This is a genomic window from Pseudanabaena sp. BC1403 (assembly GCF_002914585.1).
Taxonomy (GTDB): Bacteria; Cyanobacteriota; Cyanobacteriia; order Pseudanabaenales; family Pseudanabaenaceae; genus Pseudanabaena.
Window position 1 is genome coordinate 82,116 of the sequence record NZ_PDDM01000010.1, and the last position, 18,398, is coordinate 100,513.

Below are 18,398 nucleotides of genomic sequence, written 5' to 3' on the forward strand. Positions count from 1 at the left end.
CTCTAGTCGGTTTCAACCGTCTTTAGCTTTTAGCCAAGAACTTGAGTTCTTGGTCTATTTACGCTTTGTACGCAGATTATAGAGCCGTTAATTTTTCTGTCCATGTTTGCAAAAATGGCATCGCGGAAGAGAAAGTCAAATCATACTTAAGTGGCGTAATCGTCACGTAATTATCTCTAATCGCTTGAATATCTGTATCTGCTTCCGCTTCTTCTTCAACTACTACACCAGATAACCAGTAGTATGTCTTCCCACGCGGATCGATACGCTTCTCAAATAGATCCTTATAGCGACGAATCCCTAAACGAGTGACTACAGCTCCGCAAATATCTGCTTCGGGAATTGCGGGGATATTTACATTAAGTAGAATCGCTTCTTCGAGAGGATAAGCTGCGATCATCTTGACTAATTTTTTGGCAAAATTGGCAGCAGCACTATAGTCTGGATGTGAAAAACTAGCCAAACTAAAGGCAATACTTGGCACACCTTCTAGTACTCCCTCCATCGCAGCCGATACCGTACCAGAGTACAAAACATCCGTTCCTAAATTAGCGCCGCGATTAATACCCGATAATACTAGATCTGGGCGATCGATTAATAATGCATCAAGGGCTAATTTCACCGTATCCGAAGGCGTACCCGAACATGCCCAAGCTTCAATTCCCGCAGGATAAACGCCAGAAATTTGATCAACTCGCAAAGGCTCTTGCAAAGTTAGGGCATGTCCTGTTGCCGATCGCTCACGATCTGGACAGACAACTGTAATCCGATGCTCAGTGTCACTAAGGGCCTCGGCTAGCGCTCTTACCCCCGCTGCATAAATGCCATCGTCATTACTAATAAGAATATTCATTTTCAAATATGAAATTTACAGCAATTTGCAATCAAAATAACCGCAAGAGTTTAGTTAAAAGTGCTGCAAGGCAGCACTTTTAACTAAACTCTTGGTTTTGGTTTCAGCGCTTTGCGCTATAAGCCGCCCAAAACTATAAAGGCTCGCAACGCGAGCCTTTATAGTTTTAATCGAGAGTGATCACCCATGAGCCAAAATATTGAGGTACGGGGATGTCAGCACGCATGACTCTGCCGTCAAACTGATAGAAACCGCTATAGTCGGGATTTCTGACGTTGGATAGCACGGCTCGAATTGCTGTTTTGGATGGAATTGGCTCTTTGGGGATAATCGTAATGCGGCGAGTTTCTTTATCCCAAGTTGCCGATTCAATCTCTAAGTCTTTGCCCCCACGGCATTGATCGGTTACGCGCAGTTTCATGTCTGATGTATCAAAGCTGCCATTAAAATGATCAGGGTAGGTAATGATCACTTCGGAAACTTTGAATTTCTGTGGCTTTACTTCTAAATAATAACGATCGCTACGACCACTGCCGCCATTGTCAAGACAATAGTCAAGTGCACTATCTTTGATTCCGCCAAAAAGAATAAATCCTGCATTGGATTGGGCGCGAACTACAGATGGCGAAACTACAGCACAAGCTACAGCTAGACAGGAAACAATACCCAGTTTTTTGATCATTTGGATCTTCATAAATCTCACAAGACAATACTATTATGCTACGCACTGATCATTCTGACGAAATTTGATAGTAAATGTATCCCGTCATTGGATGATTTTTCGGGATGAAATTGTACAGCCATCACATTATCTTTGGCGATCGCTACTGTAACTGTTTGGCTACCATGTGTTGTTGTCGCTGCTGTCACAGAGCTATCAACGGGTGCGGTGAAATATGAATGTACAAAATACATCCAAGGACTAGCGCCCAAGTCTTGCCAAAGCGCACAATTACTTTGCCTTAGTTCTAGCTGGTTCCAGCCCATATGCGGGATTGTCAAATTAGGCTCATGACTAAATCGTTTGACTTGACCTTTGATGATACCTAAGCCAGCTTCTTGTCCCTCTTCGCTGCTTTCAAATAGGATTTGCATCCCTAAGCAAATTCCTAAAAATGGCTTGCCCGATGCGATCGCATCATGTATTGGCTGTTCTAGCTTAGTCGCTCGCAATTTTTGCATCGCAGGATCAAATGCTCCTACCCCTGGCAAAACAATAGCATCGGCATCAGCCAACTCTTGCGGATCATTGGTGACGATTGGGGTTGCGCCTGCCATCTCTAGACCTTTGCAGGCTGAGTGTAGGTTGCCCATGTCGTAGTCGATCACTGCCACAACTGGCATGATATTACTCCTGTTTAATAGCCTTGCAATGGGGAACTTTAAACCCCTTTATCCTTTCTAAAGCGATTATAATGGCTGAAGTCCTGAAAAATACATCATGAGGTTTAGGATGGCTGACAGGCGAATTGTTAATCATGTTTTATTAGTGCTAAGTATTGGCGCGATCGCTCCCTTAGCGATCGCTAAGCAGGCTGCTGCCGAGGAGAAAATCAGTATCCCTCAAGCACCCGTTGAGCCAAGTCTCTGGTGGAAAACTCAACGGTTACAGGAAGGTTGGGTGGAAAATATTGAGATCGATGCAGAATCAAGACAGGCGATCGTCACGATTAATACAACTAGATGGACAGCTTCTGATTATTTGCAGAGATTTAGTTTTCTATTTAAGCTAGGCACTGAAGCCCAAAAGCAAAATTTTAATGTGTTGTTGCACAATCGCCGCGATCAGAAGATTGCTGAGTACAGCACTATAGAGGAGCGTTGGCGAATTGACCCAAAATCTTTAGGTGCAGAGCCTTTTCGGGTAAATTCTCCAGGAGTTTTTCAGCAACAGTTTTAATAAAAATAGGACTTACGCAAAAGGACGAAATGTAGGGGCAATTCATGAATTGCCCCTACGGTAAAATGTGGGTTTTAAGACTTTTTTGCGTAAGACCTAACAAACATAGAAAATCACAACAATTTTCTATAATTACTTGTGCAAAATAAATTACAAAGCCCTTAAAGTTTTGCCCTGCTGGGCGCAACTTTAAGGGCTTTGGGTATGGTTATTTACAGCGCAAAGCACTGTAACTTTCAAAATATCCTAGCCATTTTTAGGATTGCTGTAATAGGTTTAGCCTCTCTACAAAACTCTGGTTGTAATATATACAAGAAGGGAGATGTAGGATGTGTAAATCAATTATGGCTAGTAGCGATCGCTTTCCTACAATCAACGGCTACCAACTAGATCAGCAAATTTATGCTGGTAGCAGAACAATTGTCTATCGAGGCATATGCATAGCTGATAGTCAGTCTGTGGTGCTGAAAATGCCAAGAAGAGATCGCCCCACACCTCAAGATCTGCTGCGATTGCGGAACCACTACACGATCGCCAAAAAACTGAATTTTGCAGGAATAGTCCAGACCATATCTTTAGAAAACTATGGTAATGGATTGGTTCTAGTCATGCCCGATGAGGGATATATCGCTCTCTCAGATTATATTTTAGCTAATCCTCTCAGCCAAATCGAGGTTTTGGCGATCGCGCTCCAACTTGCGACGATTCTTGAAGAAATCTATCGCCATCGCGTAATTCATAAAGATATCAAACCCAGCAACATCCTAATTGACCTAAATACTAAGCAGATCAAACTAACAGATTTTGGACTGGCGACATTACTACCCCAAGAAACTCAAGAGATCGTTGGCAGCAATGTCTTAGAAGGGACACTCGCATATATGTCTCCTGAACAAACAGGACGAATGAATCGGGGGGTAGACTATCGCTGCGACTTTTACTCACTAGGAGTAACTTTATTTGAACTATTGACGGGTCAATTGCCATTTAAGTCAGATGATCCCTTAGAAATCGTGCATTGTCATCTTGCTAAGCCAGCACCACTAGTAAGCGAGTTCAATCCAGAGATCCCAGAGGCGATCGCCCAAATTGTCTTTAAACTAATGGCAAAAAATGCCGAGGATCGTTACCAAAACGCATTGGGGTTAAAGCATGATCTCGAAGCCTGTCTGAATCAGCTTAACCAAACAGGAACCATTTCAGAGTTTGCTATCGGCACAAGAGATCTTAGCGATCGCTTCACCATCCCCGAAAAACTCTATGGTCGAAAAAGAGAGGTTGATCAACTGTTGGAGGCATTCGATCGAGTTGCCACAGGCAGTACCGAAATGATGTTAGTCGCAGGTTTTTCCGGGATTGGCAAAACTACCATAATCAATGAAGTTCATAAACCTATTACTAAGCAAAGAGGCTATTTCATTAAGGGTAAATATGATCAATTTCAGCGGAATATTCCTTTTTCTGCTTTTGTTCAAGCTTTCCGAGATTTGATGGGGCAATTGCTCTCAGAAAGTGATGCTCAACTGCAAACATGGAAAGCTAAAATTCTGGAAGTGGTGGGTGATAATGGGCAAGTTTTAATTGATGTGATTCCCGAACTGGAACTGTTTATTGGCAAACAACCACCAGCCCCAGAACTATCAGGAACTGCCGCCCAAAATCGCTTCAATCTGTTAATGCAGTACTTTATCAAAGTATTTACCAGCCAAGAGCATCCTTTAGTGATGTTTATTGATGACTTGCAGTGGTCAGATTCTGCCTCTCAGAACTTACTGAAATTGTTGATGCAGGATACTAAGCATTTGTTGTTTTTGGGTGCTTATCGAGACAATGAGGTTTCACCAGTTCATCCATTTATATTGACAGTAAATGAAATCATCAAAGCCGAAGCTATAGTGCATACAATGACACTACAAGCATTAAGTTTGGAAGATACAAATCAATTAGTGGCTGATACATTGAATTGTGAATTGCCCCTAGCTCAACCATTAACAAAATTGGTGTACCAAAAAACCCAAGGAAATCCTTTTTTTGCGACTCAATTCCTTAAATCATTACATCAAGATCAGCTAATTAAATTTGATGTTAATTTAGGATATTGGCAATGTGATATAGCTGAAGTAAAAGCCCAAGCATTTACAGATGATGTTGTGGATTTTATGAATTCACAATTGCAAAAACTACCACCTATAACGCAGCACATATTGCAGTTGGCAGCTTGTATTGGCAACTCTTTTGATTTAGATACTTTAGCTATGGTTTCAGAGCAAACAGTCACGGAAACATCAGATGCTTTGTGGGAAACATTGCAAGAAGGATTGATTTTACCGACTAATGATGTTTATAAATTTTATATCGGGAAAGAAGGTCAAGTATTCACACAAAAAAATCAAGAAAGCGTTAGATATAAGTTTCTGCACGATCGTGTCCAACAGGCTGCTTATTTACTAATTTCAGAAGACAAAAAGCAGGAAACCCATTACCAGATTGGACAATCGCTATTGCGTCATACATCCCCAGAAAAACAGAAAGAAAATATTTTTGATATCGTTAGTCATTTGAATATAGCCAGAGAGTTAATTACTACCAAATCACAAAGATGTGAATTAGCGCAGCTGAACCTTGTTGCTGGAGAAAAAGCCCTTACTGCCACGGCTTATAGTGCGGCTGCTAAATATTTTCATAATGGAATTAAGGCTCTAGATGTTGATAGTTGGCAATGTGAATATCAGCTGACACTATCTCTTTATAAATCTGCAATTAAGGCGGAATATCTGAATATTAACTTTGCCGAGGCTCAAACTTTAGCAGATTTTACTTTAGAACATACAACTAGCCTACTCGATCGAGTCCAAATTTATGAGCTGCAAATGCAAATGTATATGGCTCAGTCAGAAATGCCAAAAGCACTGGCTGTAGGAGTTTTGGCTCTGGAGATGCTGGGCGTAGACTTAAACAATTCTCTTGTCTCTTCAGCAATTCAACTACCAAAACTATCCTCTATAGAATCATTACCATTTATGCAAGATGCTCATCAACTTGCAATTATGCGGATCCTGATGGCAATTTTTGCGCCAGCCTATACAACCCAACCAGAATTACTATCGCCGATCGTCTTAACGATGATTGACCTCAGTTTAAGGCAGGGACATTCCTCGCTGACTGCCTTTGCCTATGTATTTTATGGGATATTTTTGTGTGGTTTTGAGAAAGATTTAGATAAAGGATATTACTCAGGTTTACTAGCCTTAAAAGTCCTAGAAAGATTTTCTGCTAGAGAGTTGGAGTGTAAAGTTAATAATTTATTTAATGTTTTTATCAGACCGTGGAAAGAACCTCTTATGGATACCATCGAACCACTAGAAAGAGCTAGTCAAGATGGTTTTGAAATGGGAGATATTGAGTATGCTAGTTATGCAACTGCCCATTGCTGTACTTATCGCTTTCTGGCTGGAGAAACCTTAGAAGAGGTACAACAAAAGCAAAATATTGCCCTTGAGATTTTGCAGCCAATTAAACAAGAGCACTCTCTTGGCAACGCTCAAATTTGGCAACAACTTGTTTCTAATTTGTTGGGAGATGTCACGGAGCTAAGGCAATTGTCAGGGGAATATTTTGATGAAACTGAACTTCTATCTGTTTATTGTGCAGGGAACGATCGCTCCCTACCGTTTACAGCCTACTTGGCTAAATCTATTCTCAACTATTTATTTGCAGATTATTTGATGGCAGTGACATCAGCACTCAAGGCAGCAGACTATGCTGAGGCTGCGATTGGGATAACCGTGGGGATTCACAACTTCTATTATTCTCTTGCCCTATTAGCCCAGTGCCTTGATTTACAAGCATCAGAAAACAGAAGTACCTCAACTATTCATCAACAATGTCAATCCCTGCTAGACCAAGTAGAAATCAATCAAAAAATCATGGAAGTATGGGTTGGTCACGCTCCGAAAAACTTTGCCCATAAATTTGATTTGGTAGCAGCAGAAAAATGTCGAGTATTAGGACAAAAAGCTGAGGCTATGGAGCTATATGACAAGGCGATCGCTGGAGCAAAAAACCACCAATATATCCAAGAACAAGCCCTAGCTAACGAATTAGCCGCTAAATTCTTTCTTGCTTGGGGCAAAGAGAAAGTCGCTCAAGTCTATATGCAAGAGGCGTATTATGGCTATGTAAGCTGGGGCGCAATCGCCAAAGTCACCGACCTCGAAAATCGCTATCCCCAACTTCTCGCGCCTATTCTTCGAGACTCTCTTGGCTCTTTCCAGAAAAAAACTACAAGTTCCTCTGGTAGCACCTCTGAAGCAATCGATTTAGCGACTCTACTAAAAGCATCTCAAGCAATTTCAGAAGAGATAGAGCTTTCAAAGCTCTTAGAGGCGCTCCTAAATATTGCCAATATTAATTCTGGAGCCGATAAATGCGTTTTATTGTTGCAATCAGAACCAGAGTTGCAAATTGCTGCTCTCGTGGAATCTGGACAACCTTCGCAAATCTTGCCCTCTCCCATATCCTTAGAACATAGTGAGGATATGGCGATTTCTATCGTCAATCAGGTCAAACATAGTTTAGAACCCATAGTTTTGAGTGATGCACGACAAGATTCCCGATTTGCAAGCGATCGCTACATCCTCAAATATCGACCTAAAAGCGTTTTGTGTATGCCTATTCTGAAACAAGGCAAGTTAATCGGGATTTTATATCTAGAAAATAGCTTGACCATAGGAGCATTTACCAGCGATCGCCTTGAAGTGCTAAACCTAATTTGTTCTCAAGCTGCAATTTCCTTGGAAAATGCCCAACTCTATCAAACACTGTATGAGAGTGAAAATAAATTCAGAAGGCTAGTGGAAGGAGCCAATGACATGATCTGGGCTGCAAATTCCGACGGCATATTTACCTATCTCTCTCCCCAATTTCAGACCATGTTTGGGTTTCCCATTGATGAATGGGTAGGACAATTCCTTGCGAGTTTGATTCATCCTGATGACTTGGGAAAAACTGCTGCGGCAGCTAAACTTTCCTTAGAGAGATTAGAAAATATAGCTGGTTTAGAGTTTCGCCACTTATGTCAAGACGGTAGTTATCTATGGGTAATGGTGAATATAACACCCGTCACAGATAATGCAGGTAAAGCGATCGGGCTACAAGGCATTTTGCGGGATATCAGCGATCGCAAAAACCTAGAAAGAGAACAAGCCCGTTTGTTGGGAATTCTTGAAGCATCATCAGACTATATTGGTACTGCCAGTCCAGATGGTGAAATTACTTGGGCAAACCAAAGATTACGCCAATTTTTAAACCTTGAGCAAAACGAATCATTGGCAGGTTATCAAATACAAGATTGTCATCCTCAATGGGTTCCGAATCTACTTTATCAAGAAGCAATCCCTCAAGCAATTCAACAAGGTTATTGGACTGGAGAAACAGCATTATTGACTCCAGAAGGACAAGACATTCCTGTATCACAAGTTTTGATGGTACATAAAGCCCAAACAGGCGAACTGGAATACCTCTCAACGATTATGCGTGATATCAGTGTGCAAAAAAGAACAGAGGCAGCTTTACAAGCATCCGAATCAGAACTACGCAGCTTATTTATGGGGATGGATGATGTTGTCTTTGTGGTAGATCGAACTGGAACATATCTCAAGGTCGCCCCAACGAATGCAGACAAGCTTTACTTATCTCCTGATATACTCATTGGCAAAAGTATTCAAGAGATTTTCCCGCCCGAACAATCTGCGCAATTTCTATCAGTAATTTGGAACACTCTCGACAAGCAGCAAACTCAAGAGCTTGAATATAGCTTATTGATCCAAGATATGGAATTTTGGTTTAGTGCAAGATGTTCTCCCTTGACTGAGCAATCTGTCATTTGGGTGGCTCGCGATATCAACGATCGCAAAAAAGCTGAAGAGGATATGCGAGATAGCGCAGAACGCCTGCGTCTTGCACTAATGGCTGCGAATCAGGGACTATACGACCTCAATCTGCAAACTGGCGAAGCGATCGTCAGCCCTGAATATGCCACTATGCTGGGGTACGAGCCAGCCGAATTTCATGAAACAAACGCCAAGTGGATCGAACGGCTGCACCCAGACGATCTAGAGAGAGTTGCAGGTACTTATCGGGCATATGTGAATGGAGAAATTGCCAATTACATCGTAGAATTTCGACAACGCACTAAAAACGGTGACTGGAAATGGATTCTCTCCCTAGGCAAAGTTGTCGAACGGGACGAGCTTGGGCAACCCTTACGGATGTTGGGAACTCATACAGACATCAGCGATCGCAAAGCTGCGGAAGCACTGCTCCAACAACAAGCCCAACAACTCGAAGAATATGCCCAGACCTTAGAACAGAGAGTAGAAGAGCGCACCCAAGAACTTTCGCAGGCATTATCCAATCTCCAATCTACGCAAGCAGAACTGATTCATTCCGAAAAGATGGCAGTACTAGGGCAACTCACTGCCAGCGTCGCCCACGAGATCAATACACCACTAGGGGTGATTCGCGCAGCAACAGGCAATATTGTCTCGGCAAGCAATGTCTCTCTTCAGCAATTGCCCCAACTCATGCAAAGCTTGACTTCTCAACAACAAGTAGAGTTTATAGCTCTGGTGAATGTAGCAATTCAGAAACCCTACTCCCTATGTACCAAAGAAGAGCGACAACTGAGGCAACAACTGCAAAGCGAGCTAGCCATCCAAGGTATTGCTGATGCTAGTAGCATCGCGAATCAACTCAGTCAGATGCAACTGGGTTCGGATCTGCACCTGTATCAATCGATTCTGCAATCCCCGAACTGTTATGACATTTTGCAGGTAGCTCACAAGCTGGTATTGCAACATCAAAGCACCAGCAGTATTCAACAGGAAGTAGACCGTGCCGCAAAGATCGTGTTTGCGCTCAAAACCTATACTCACCGTAGCAAAGCTGGCGAGAAAAGTCTTGCCCAAATTAGCGATGGCATTGAGGTAGCTCTAACGCTCTATCAAAGCCGACTGAAACAAGGCATTGAGGTGATCCGTAAATATCAAGAAGTTCCCGATATTTTCTGCGACCCAGATGAACTCACGCAAGTCTGGATAAATTTAATTGACAATGCGATCTATGCGATCGGTCAGCAAGGTACATTAGAAATTTCTATCGCACAGCAAGGAGAATTTGTAGTTGTAGAACTCACTAATTCGGGCGATGAAATTCCCATTAAGATACAGTCACATATTTTTGATCCATTTTTCACGACTAAGCCTAGGGGAGAAGGTAGTGGACTAGGCTTAGATATTGTGAGGCAAATTGTCCAAAGACAGGGAGGAGAGATCCGAATGCAGAGTCAGCCTAATAACACTACTTTCATAGTGCTGTTGCCCTTACCGATGGTCACTCGAGGACAGCTATGATCCAGACAACTGTAAACATTGGCGATCGCTTTCCTACAATCAACGGCTACCAACTAGATCAGCAAATTTATGCTGGTAATAGAACATTTGTCTATCGAGGCATACGCTTAGCCGATGGGTTGCCCGTTGTGTTGAAAACGTTGACAAGCGATCGCCCTACACCTCAAGATCTGCTGCGATTGCGGAACCACTTCACGATCGCCAAAAAACTGAATTTTGCAGGAATAGTCCAGACCATATCTTTAGAAAACTATGGTAATGGATTGGTTCTAGTCATGCCCGATGAGGGATATATCGCTCTCTCAGATTATATTTTAGCTAATCCTCTCAGCCAAATCGAGGTTTTGGCGATCGCGCTCCAAATTGCGACGATTCTAGATGAACTGTATCTTCAGCGAGTGATCCACAAAGATATCAAACCCAGCAATATCCTAATTCATCCCATTACTAAGCAGATTAAGGTAACTGATTTTGGTTTAGCGACATTACTACCCCACGAGACGCAGACGCTAATTAGTGCAAATATTTTAGAAGGAACCCTCGCATACATGTCTCCCGAACAGACTGGACGGATGAATCGGGGGATTGACTATCGCAGTGACTTTTATGCTCTAGGTGTGACTTTATTTGAACTATTCACAGGACAATTGCCATTTCGTTCAGACGATCCCTTGGAAATAGTACATTGTCATATTGCTAAATTAGCACCATTAGTAAGTGAATTCAAGTCAGAGATCCCAGATACAATCACACAAATCGTCGCCAAGCTGATGGCAAAGAATGCCGAAGATCGCTATCAGAGTGCGTTGGGATTAAAGTATGACCTAGAAATCTGCCTAAATCAACTTAAACAGACAGGAATCATTATACCGTTTGAGATTGCGACAAGAGATATTAGCGATCGCTTCACTATTCCCGAAAAACTGTACGGACGAGAGACAGAAGTAGCCAGTCTCCTGTCCACATTTGACCGAGTATCACAAGGCAGTAGCGAAATGATGCTAGTGGCAGGTTTCTCAGGTATCGGTAAAACCTCTGTAGTAAACGAAGTTCACAAACCAATTGTCAGACAACATGGCCATTTTATTAAGGGCAAGTTCGATCAGTTTCAGCGCAATATTCCCTTTAGTGCTTTTGTGCAGGCTTTCCGCGACTTGATGGGGCAGTTACAATCAGAGTCAGATCTACAGCTACAAACATGGAGAGATCGCATTCTCGAAGTGACTGGTGAAAATGGACAGATTTTGATCGAGGTGATTCCTGAACTAGAAAATATTATTGGCAATCAACTACCAGCGCCAGAGCTATCAGGCAATGCCTCTCAAAATCGCTTCAATCTATTGATTCGGAAGTTTGTTCAAGTCTTTACCACTGCCGAAAATCCCTTAGTTTTATTTCTGGATGATTTGCAATGGGCAGATCTAGCTTCCTTAAAATTATTGCAACTATTGATGCAGGATACGGGACATCTATTGGTGTTGGGTGCTTATCGCGATAACGAGGTCTCACCTGTGCATCCGTTGATGTTGACAGTGGATGAGATCGTTAAGGCGGGAGCAACGGTAAATACGATTTCCTTACCACCTTTGAAGCAAGAGGATCTAAATCAGTTGGTGGCAGACTCCTTGATTTGCGATTTGTCCATTGCACAGTTGTTAACCGAATTGGTTTATGAAAAGACTAAAGGTTATCCTTTCTTTGCTAGGCAGTTCCTCAAAGCGTTATATGAGGATGGTTTGATTACCTTTAATTGGAATGGGCGGTCTTGGCAATGGGATTTTTCTCAAATAGCTTTTGCCATTAGCGATGATGTGGTGGAGTTTCTGGCACGGCAATTGCAGAAGTTGCCTATAGAAACACAGGATATCCTCAAAATAGCAGCTTGTATTAGTGCACAGTTTGATTTGCAGACCTTAGCGATCGCTTTCCAACAATCCCTAGAAAATACCGCAAAAGCATTATGGAAAGCATTACAGGAAGGTTTAATTATTCCAACGACTGAAGCCTATAAGTTCTTTACCCAATCTGATACGAGTTCTATTTTGCAAACTGATGTGAATGCAACTTATAAATTCCTGCACGATCGCATTCAACAGGCAGCCTATTCACTGATTCCCGAATCTCAAAAAGAGTTAGTACATCTCGATATTGGTAGACTGCTGCTAAATCGTACATCTAGCGAAGAGCAGGAGTTGCAACTGTTCCATATTGTTAATCATCTTAACCGTGGCATATCGCTCATTGATGATAGAAAAGAAAGGGAATCTTTAGTTTATCTCAACTGGCGGGCTGCCAAAAAAGCGCGAACCTCCTCAGCTTACGAAGCAGCGACAAGCTATCTAAATATGGGATTGGAGCTTTTAGATGCTCAATGTTGGCAAAATCAGTACAGTCTGACACTAAGTTTACATCAACTGGCTGCTGAGATTGCATATCTGTCTGGGGAATATACTCAGATGGAAATTCTGATTGCGAGAGCATTACAACAGACTAAAAATCAGTTGGATCGGGCAAAATTATATGAGATTCAGATTTTAGCTCTAGTAGCTAAAAATCAAGCCCATGAAGCAATCTCCTATGCTCGTCAGATTTTGACTAACTTTGGTGTTCAACTTCCTAAGAAAACATCCAAACTGCGAACGATCATCGGATTTTTTACAACGGTCTATCTGATGATTGGCACTAGTCCTGAGGATTTGCTATCACTGCCTGCTATGTCAAATCCCTATAAATTAGCAATTTGCAATCTCTTTAATGCCATTGGTGCGGCAGCCCAAAGCAGTTTATCCGAGATTCTTCCATTTATGACTTTTAAGGGCATTTCTCTATATCTCCGTTATGGTAATGTTCCTAAATCATCGATGGCATATACAGTCTATGCTTTTTTACTCTGTGAGAAGCTTGGACAAGTAGATAAAGGGTATGCCATCGGAAAAGCCGCGATCGCTCTATGTCACCAAACCGCATCCAAGGAAGCCTTGGCTCCTACTTTATTTCTCTGGACTCGTTTTATTTCTTATCGTAAGGAGCACCTAAAAAGTTCATTACCACTACTGATGGAAGCATATCAAGTGAGTTTGGAGGTGGGTGATAATGAGTATGCTGCTTATAGTCTCTGTGTATATTTCACGCAATCCTATTGGATTAGCCCTAGTCTTGTGGATTTGCAAAGGGACGCGATCGCTAGTCTCCCTACTTTGCAGAAACTTCAGCAAACTTCGATGACAGATATGCATAATCTTAACTGCCAGATTTTGGAAAACCTCATAACTAAACCCGACGATGTTTGTCAAATTACTGGACGTTTTTTTGATGAGACTGCGATATCTAAAAGCGATCGCCAACTGCAAGTTTATGCAAGCTTACGCAAACTTCAGCTTGCTTTTTTGTTCTATCGATACCCGTTAGCTATGGAACAAATTACGATCATCGAAGCCCTGATCGGCATAATTGATGGAACCTTTGTTAAAACGCTTTTCTATTTTTATGATGCTCTCATCAGATTAGCGCAGTATCCCTACCTATCAAAAAAGCAACAAAGGGCTTACCTAACTAAAGTACGCGCTACTCAAAAGTATCTCGCGAGATTCGCTAAATCTGCTCAGATGAATTATCAACACAAGGTCGTATTGATAGAAGCCGAATATCTGCGCGTTTTAGGAAAATTAAGTCAAGCGAGAGATTTGTATGATCGCGCGATCGCTGGAGCCAAAGAAAATGGCTACGTCCAAGAAGAAGCCCTCGCCAATGAACTCGCTGCGAAGTTCTATCTCGATTGGGGAAAAGAGAAAATCGCTCAAGTATACATGATTGACGCATATTATGGTTATATGCGTTGGGGAGCAACAGCCAAAGTTACCGACATAGAAAATCGTTATCCCCAACTGCTCACGCCTATTCTTCAGAAAGCTACTCCCCTTGGTTCTATCAATACAAGATCTAGTAACTCCTCTAATAGCAACTCTGAAGCAATAGATCTAGCGACACTTCTCAAAGCCTCTCAAGCAATTTCTGAAGAAGTTGAACTTGACAAGCTTTTGATAACGCTCTTAAATATTGTGATCGCTAATGCTGGTGGAGATAAATGTGTCATACTGCTGCTAGTTGCACAGGAATTACAAGTCGAGGCTCTAGCGAAATATGGACAGACATCGCAAATCCTGTCATCACCGATATCTCTAGAATCAAGCGAAGATGTGGCGGTTGGTTTGGTAAATCAGGTCAAGCGCAGTTTAGAGCCATTAGTTGTGAATGATGCGCGTGTAGATGCTCAATTTGCAGGCGATCGCTACATTATCCAACATCAGCCCAAAAGCATTCTATGTACACCCATTCTCAAGCAAGGGCAGTTAGTGGGGATTTTATATCTAGAAAATAGTTTGACCGTGGGAGCGTTTACAAGCGATCGCATTGAAGTCTTAAATCTAATTTGCTCTCAAGCCGCGATTTCCATCGAAAATGCCCGACTCTATCAAACCCTCCAACAGAGTGAAAATAAGTTTCGAGCCTTTGTGGAAAATGTCAACGATATCATTTATGCGATTACTCCAGAGGGAGCCTTTAGCTATCTGTCTCCACAGTTTAAAGACATGCTGGGCTACGATGTCAGCGAATTTTTGAATCAGTCTTATGACGGATTAATCCATCCAGATGATATCTCCGCCATAATTGCCTCGCACCAAAAACTCTTTGAAACTGGGCAGAAACAATCTGGGCTGGAGTTTCGGTTAAAACATAAGAATAGTGAATGGGTATGGATGACTTGTAATAATGCCCCGATCTTTGATGACCAAGGTCGTGTAATTGGGTTGCGTGGAATTGCGCGAGATGTTAGCGAAAGAAAGCGACTGGAAGCCGAGCATCATCAGACCGAAGTCGCTCTGGCTGAGAGTGAGAGAAAATTCAGAAGGCTAGTGGAAAGAGCCAACGACATGATTTGGTCTGCACGGGCAGACAGCACCTTGACTTATCTCTCTCCCCAATTTCAGACCATGTTTGGACTATCTCCGTCTGAGTGGGTAGGACAATCCTTTGCGAAACTGATTCATCCCGACGACTTAGAAAGGGCTATTGCACCTGCTAGATTGGCACTGGAGCAAGATGAGAATCAGCAAAACATAGAGTTTCGGCATTTATGTCGAGACGGTAGCTATCTATGGGTAACACTGAACATGACCTCCATCAAAGATGATGAAGGCAATGCGATCGGACTACAAGGTATTGTGAGAGATATCAGCGATCGCAAACAGACAGAAACCATCTTGAGGCATTATGAGCGGATGATCTCATCCTCTCCAGATGGGATGGCTCTAGTTGACCGAAACTATACCTATCGATTGGTCAATCAAATCTATTTAGATCGTAATGGTCAGAAATTGGAAGATATTATTGGACACTCGATTCCTGATTTCAATGGTGAAGATACGTTCCAAAATTTGATTAAACCAAGGTTAGATCGATGTCTTGCGGGTGAAACGATTCGATATGAGGATTGGTTTCACTACAAAAAATTAGGTGATCGCTTTATTCGAGTTACCTATTCTCCATATTTTGAGGAGAACGGTGTGATCGTAGGCGTAGTCGTTAATACCCGAGACGATACAGAGCGTCGAAGGGTAGAGATATCTCAAAAACAAAATGAAGAAATGTTTCGCGCCACTTTTGAGCAAGCTGCTGTGGGAATGGCACAGGCAAACTTAAATGGACAATTTGTTAAACTCAACCAGAAATTTTGCGATATTATTGGCTACACTGAAGCCGAGCTAATCAATAAATCCTTTGAGGAAATTACATACCTTGATGACATTGCGATAGACAAGGCAAATATTAGGAAACTGCTGGCAGAAGAGAGTAAGTCATTTTCCATAGAAAAGCGATACATTCACAAAGATAGTCGCATTATTTGGATAAACCTTAATGTATCGCTAATATATAACTTGAATGGAGAGCCAGAATACTTTATTGGGGTCGTTCAAGATATTAGCGATCGCAAACAAGCAGAACAAAGCCTCCAAGCTGAGAGAATGCGGTTGCAAATTGCCCTAGAAGCTTCCGAAATGGGTACTTGGGAGTCCAATATGGATACAGGCTATTGGTCAGAACGGACAGAAGCGATTTTTGGCTTTGCCCCTGGTACATTCTCTGGAGATCGCGAGGCTTTTCTGAAACTGGTTTATGCCGAAGACCAAGCGCGAGTATTTAGCGCCCTTGCTCATAGTTTTACCACCCAATCCCCCTACAAAGTCGAATATCGAATTAACCACCCTCATGGAGAAATCCGTTGGGTGGCTGTGAATGGGAAAGTAGCTCAAAATGAAGATGGCACTGGCGGGCGTATCATTGGCGTAGCAGTTGATATTACCGAGCGCAAACAAGCCGAGGAAGCTATTCGCTTAAACCAAGAACAATTGCAACTAGCTCTTGAAGGCTCAGGCGATGGCTTGTGGGATTGGAATATTGTGACTGGTGAAGCCTACATGAGTCCCCGATGGCTGGGAATGTTGGGCTACGAGGTTGGCGAACTTCCAGATCGTGTCGATACTTGGAGTCAATTATTCCATCCTAACGATCTACCTACAGTGATGGACTTACTCAATGCCCACCTGCAAGACAACACAGTTCCCTATCGGGTTGAATATCGAGCCCTTTCTAAAACTGGAGAGTGGAAATGGATGGCGAACTACGGCAAAGTAGTTGCCTTTGATGCCGATGGCAAGCCTTTACGGATGGTTGGTTTGCAGAGAGATATCAGCGATCGCAAACAAGCCGAACTTATGTTACAGCGGCAGCTAACCGCCGTTGAGGCATCATTGGATGGCATTGCCATTCTCAAAAACGACAATTACATTTACTTAAATGAAGCCCACGCCCAAATCTTTGGTTACGACTCACCCGCAGAGTTGATCACCAAAACTTGGCGCGATATGTATATGCCTGAAGAGGTTCGCAAGTTTGAACAAGATATATTTCCGATCTTGATGGAGCAAAAACACTGGCGTGGCGAAGCGATCGCAAAGCGTAAAGATGGCACAACCTTTGATGAAGAACTGTCACTGATCATTTCAGGGAATGGCGATCTGATCTGCGTTTGTCGCGATATCAGCGATCGCAAAGCCAATGAAGCACTGCTCCAACATCAAGCACAACAACTCGAAGAGTATACCCAGACCCTAGAACTGAGAGTGGAAAAACGAACCCTAGAACTTTCGCAGGCATTATCCAATCTCCAATCTACACAAGCAGGACTGATTCAATCCGAAAAGATGGCAGCATTAGGTCAACTTACCGCCAGCGTCGCCCACGAGATCAATACGCCTCTAGGTGTGATTCGCGCGGCCACAGGTAATATCGTCGCAGCAAGCAGTATATCTCTTCAGCAATTGCCTCAACTCATGCAAAGTCTGACTTCTCAACAACAGGAGGAGTTCCTGAGTTTGGTGAATGCCGCCCTTCAGAAGGTTCAGCCTCTATCTACCAAAGATGAGCGGCAAATGCGGCGACAACTACAAAGCGAACTAACAGCACAAGGTATTACCGAAGCCGCCAGCATTGCGACTCAACTCAGTCAGATGCAACTGTCTTCTCATCTTGAGCTTTATCAATCCATTCTGCAAGCCCCAAACTGTTATGACATTTTACAGGTGGCATACAAGCTAGTATTGCAACATCAAAGCACCCATAGCATTCAGCAGGAAGTAGACCGCGCTGCTAAGATCGTATTTGCTCTCAAATCCTATAGCCATCAAAGTCAAAATAATGATGAGAAGATTCTTGCCCAAATCAGCGATGGTATTGAAGTCGCCCTGACGCTTTATCATAATCGCCTCAAACATGGAATTGAGGTGATCCGCAATTACCAAGATGTTCCTGATGTTCTCTGCGACCCAGATGCACTAACTCAGGTATGGGTAAATTTGATTGACAACTCCATCTATGCTATGGGACAACAGGGCAGGCTAGAAATTACTGTAACGCAGGAACATGAGTATGTGGTTGTGACGATCACAGATTCTGGCGGTGGAATTTCTTCAGAAACGCAAGCAAACATTTTCGAGCCGTTTGTAACGACTAAACCGAGAGGAGAAGGCAGTGGATTAGGATTAGATATTGTCCGACAGATCGTGCGAAAGCATAATGGCGACATCCAATTTCGGAGTCAACCTAGCCAAACTACTTTCATCGTTCTGATACCAATCATTAAATCGCAAGTTTTATCCAAACAAAGTATCTAACA

At 42.6% G+C, this 18,398-nt stretch carries 6 protein-coding genes; 3 read left to right on the plus strand and 3 right to left on the minus strand.

Translation table 11 applies throughout. The features are described from left to right. Positions 1-76: 76 nt before the first annotated feature. From surE to hisH, 3 genes are all read right to left on the minus strand, one after another. The gene (surE, locus tag CQ839_RS11040) at positions 77-853 is read right to left on the minus strand and encodes a 5'/3'-nucleotidase SurE (protein WP_103668334.1); all 777 of its coding nucleotides are present in this window, start codon (positions 851-853) and stop codon (positions 77-79) included. A 166-nt stretch (positions 854-1,019) separates the two neighbouring features. Further along, complete coding sequence (locus CQ839_RS11045; RefSeq protein ID WP_103668335.1) at positions 1,020-1,547, minus strand: DUF2808 domain-containing protein; 528 nt, start codon at positions 1,545-1,547, stop codon at positions 1,020-1,022. Positions 1,548-1,573: 26 nt separating this feature from the next. Further along, on the minus strand, positions 1,574-2,197 hold the full coding sequence (hisH, locus tag CQ839_RS11050; protein ID WP_103668336.1) for an imidazole glycerol phosphate synthase subunit HisH: 624 nt from the start codon (positions 2,195-2,197) through the stop codon (positions 1,574-1,576). A 109-nt stretch (positions 2,198-2,306) separates the two neighbouring features. Here hisH and CQ839_RS11055 point away from each other — a divergent pair, with 109 nt between their 5' ends. From CQ839_RS11055 to CQ839_RS11065, 3 genes are all read left to right on the plus strand, one after another. After that, a complete protein-coding gene (locus tag CQ839_RS11055; protein WP_103668337.1) occupies positions 2,307-2,753 on the plus strand; it encodes a hypothetical protein in 447 nt (148 codons plus the stop codon). A gap of 329 nt (positions 2,754-3,082) precedes the next feature. Continuing rightward, complete coding sequence (locus CQ839_RS11060; RefSeq protein WP_146048727.1) at positions 3,083-10,165, plus strand: PAS domain S-box protein; 7,083 nt, start codon at positions 3,083-3,085, stop codon at positions 10,163-10,165. Beyond that, positions 10,162-18,396 carry a PAS domain S-box protein gene (locus CQ839_RS11065; RefSeq protein ID WP_103668339.1) on the plus strand — a complete coding sequence of 2,745 codons (8,235 nt, stop codon included), beginning with the start codon at positions 10,162-10,164 and terminating at the stop codon, positions 18,394-18,396. Before CQ839_RS11060 ends, CQ839_RS11065 begins: the two co-directional genes overlap by 4 nt. Positions 18,397-18,398: the final 2 nt, after the last annotated feature.

What these genes read in the sequence shown, in the direction of transcription:
- CQ839_RS11065 (WP_103668339.1), top strand. Translation starts at nt 10,162, where the DNA reads ATGATCCAGACAACTGTAAACATTGGCGATCGCTTTCCTACAATCAAC.
- CQ839_RS11060 (WP_146048727.1), top strand. Translation starts at nt 3,083, where the DNA reads ATGTGTAAATCAATTATGGCTAGTAGCGATCGCTTTCCTACAATCAAC.
- hisH (WP_103668336.1), bottom strand. Translation starts at nt 2,197, where the DNA reads ATGCCAGTTGTGGCAGTGATCGACTACGACATGGGCAACCTACACTCA.
- surE (WP_103668334.1), bottom strand. Translation starts at nt 853, where the DNA reads ATGAATATTCTTATTAGTAATGACGATGGCATTTATGCAGCGGGGGTA.
- CQ839_RS11055 (WP_103668337.1), top strand. Translation starts at nt 2,307, where the DNA reads ATGGCTGACAGGCGAATTGTTAATCATGTTTTATTAGTGCTAAGTATT.
- CQ839_RS11045 (WP_103668335.1), bottom strand. Translation starts at nt 1,547, where the DNA reads ATGAAGATCCAAATGATCAAAAAACTGGGTATTGTTTCCTGTCTAGCT.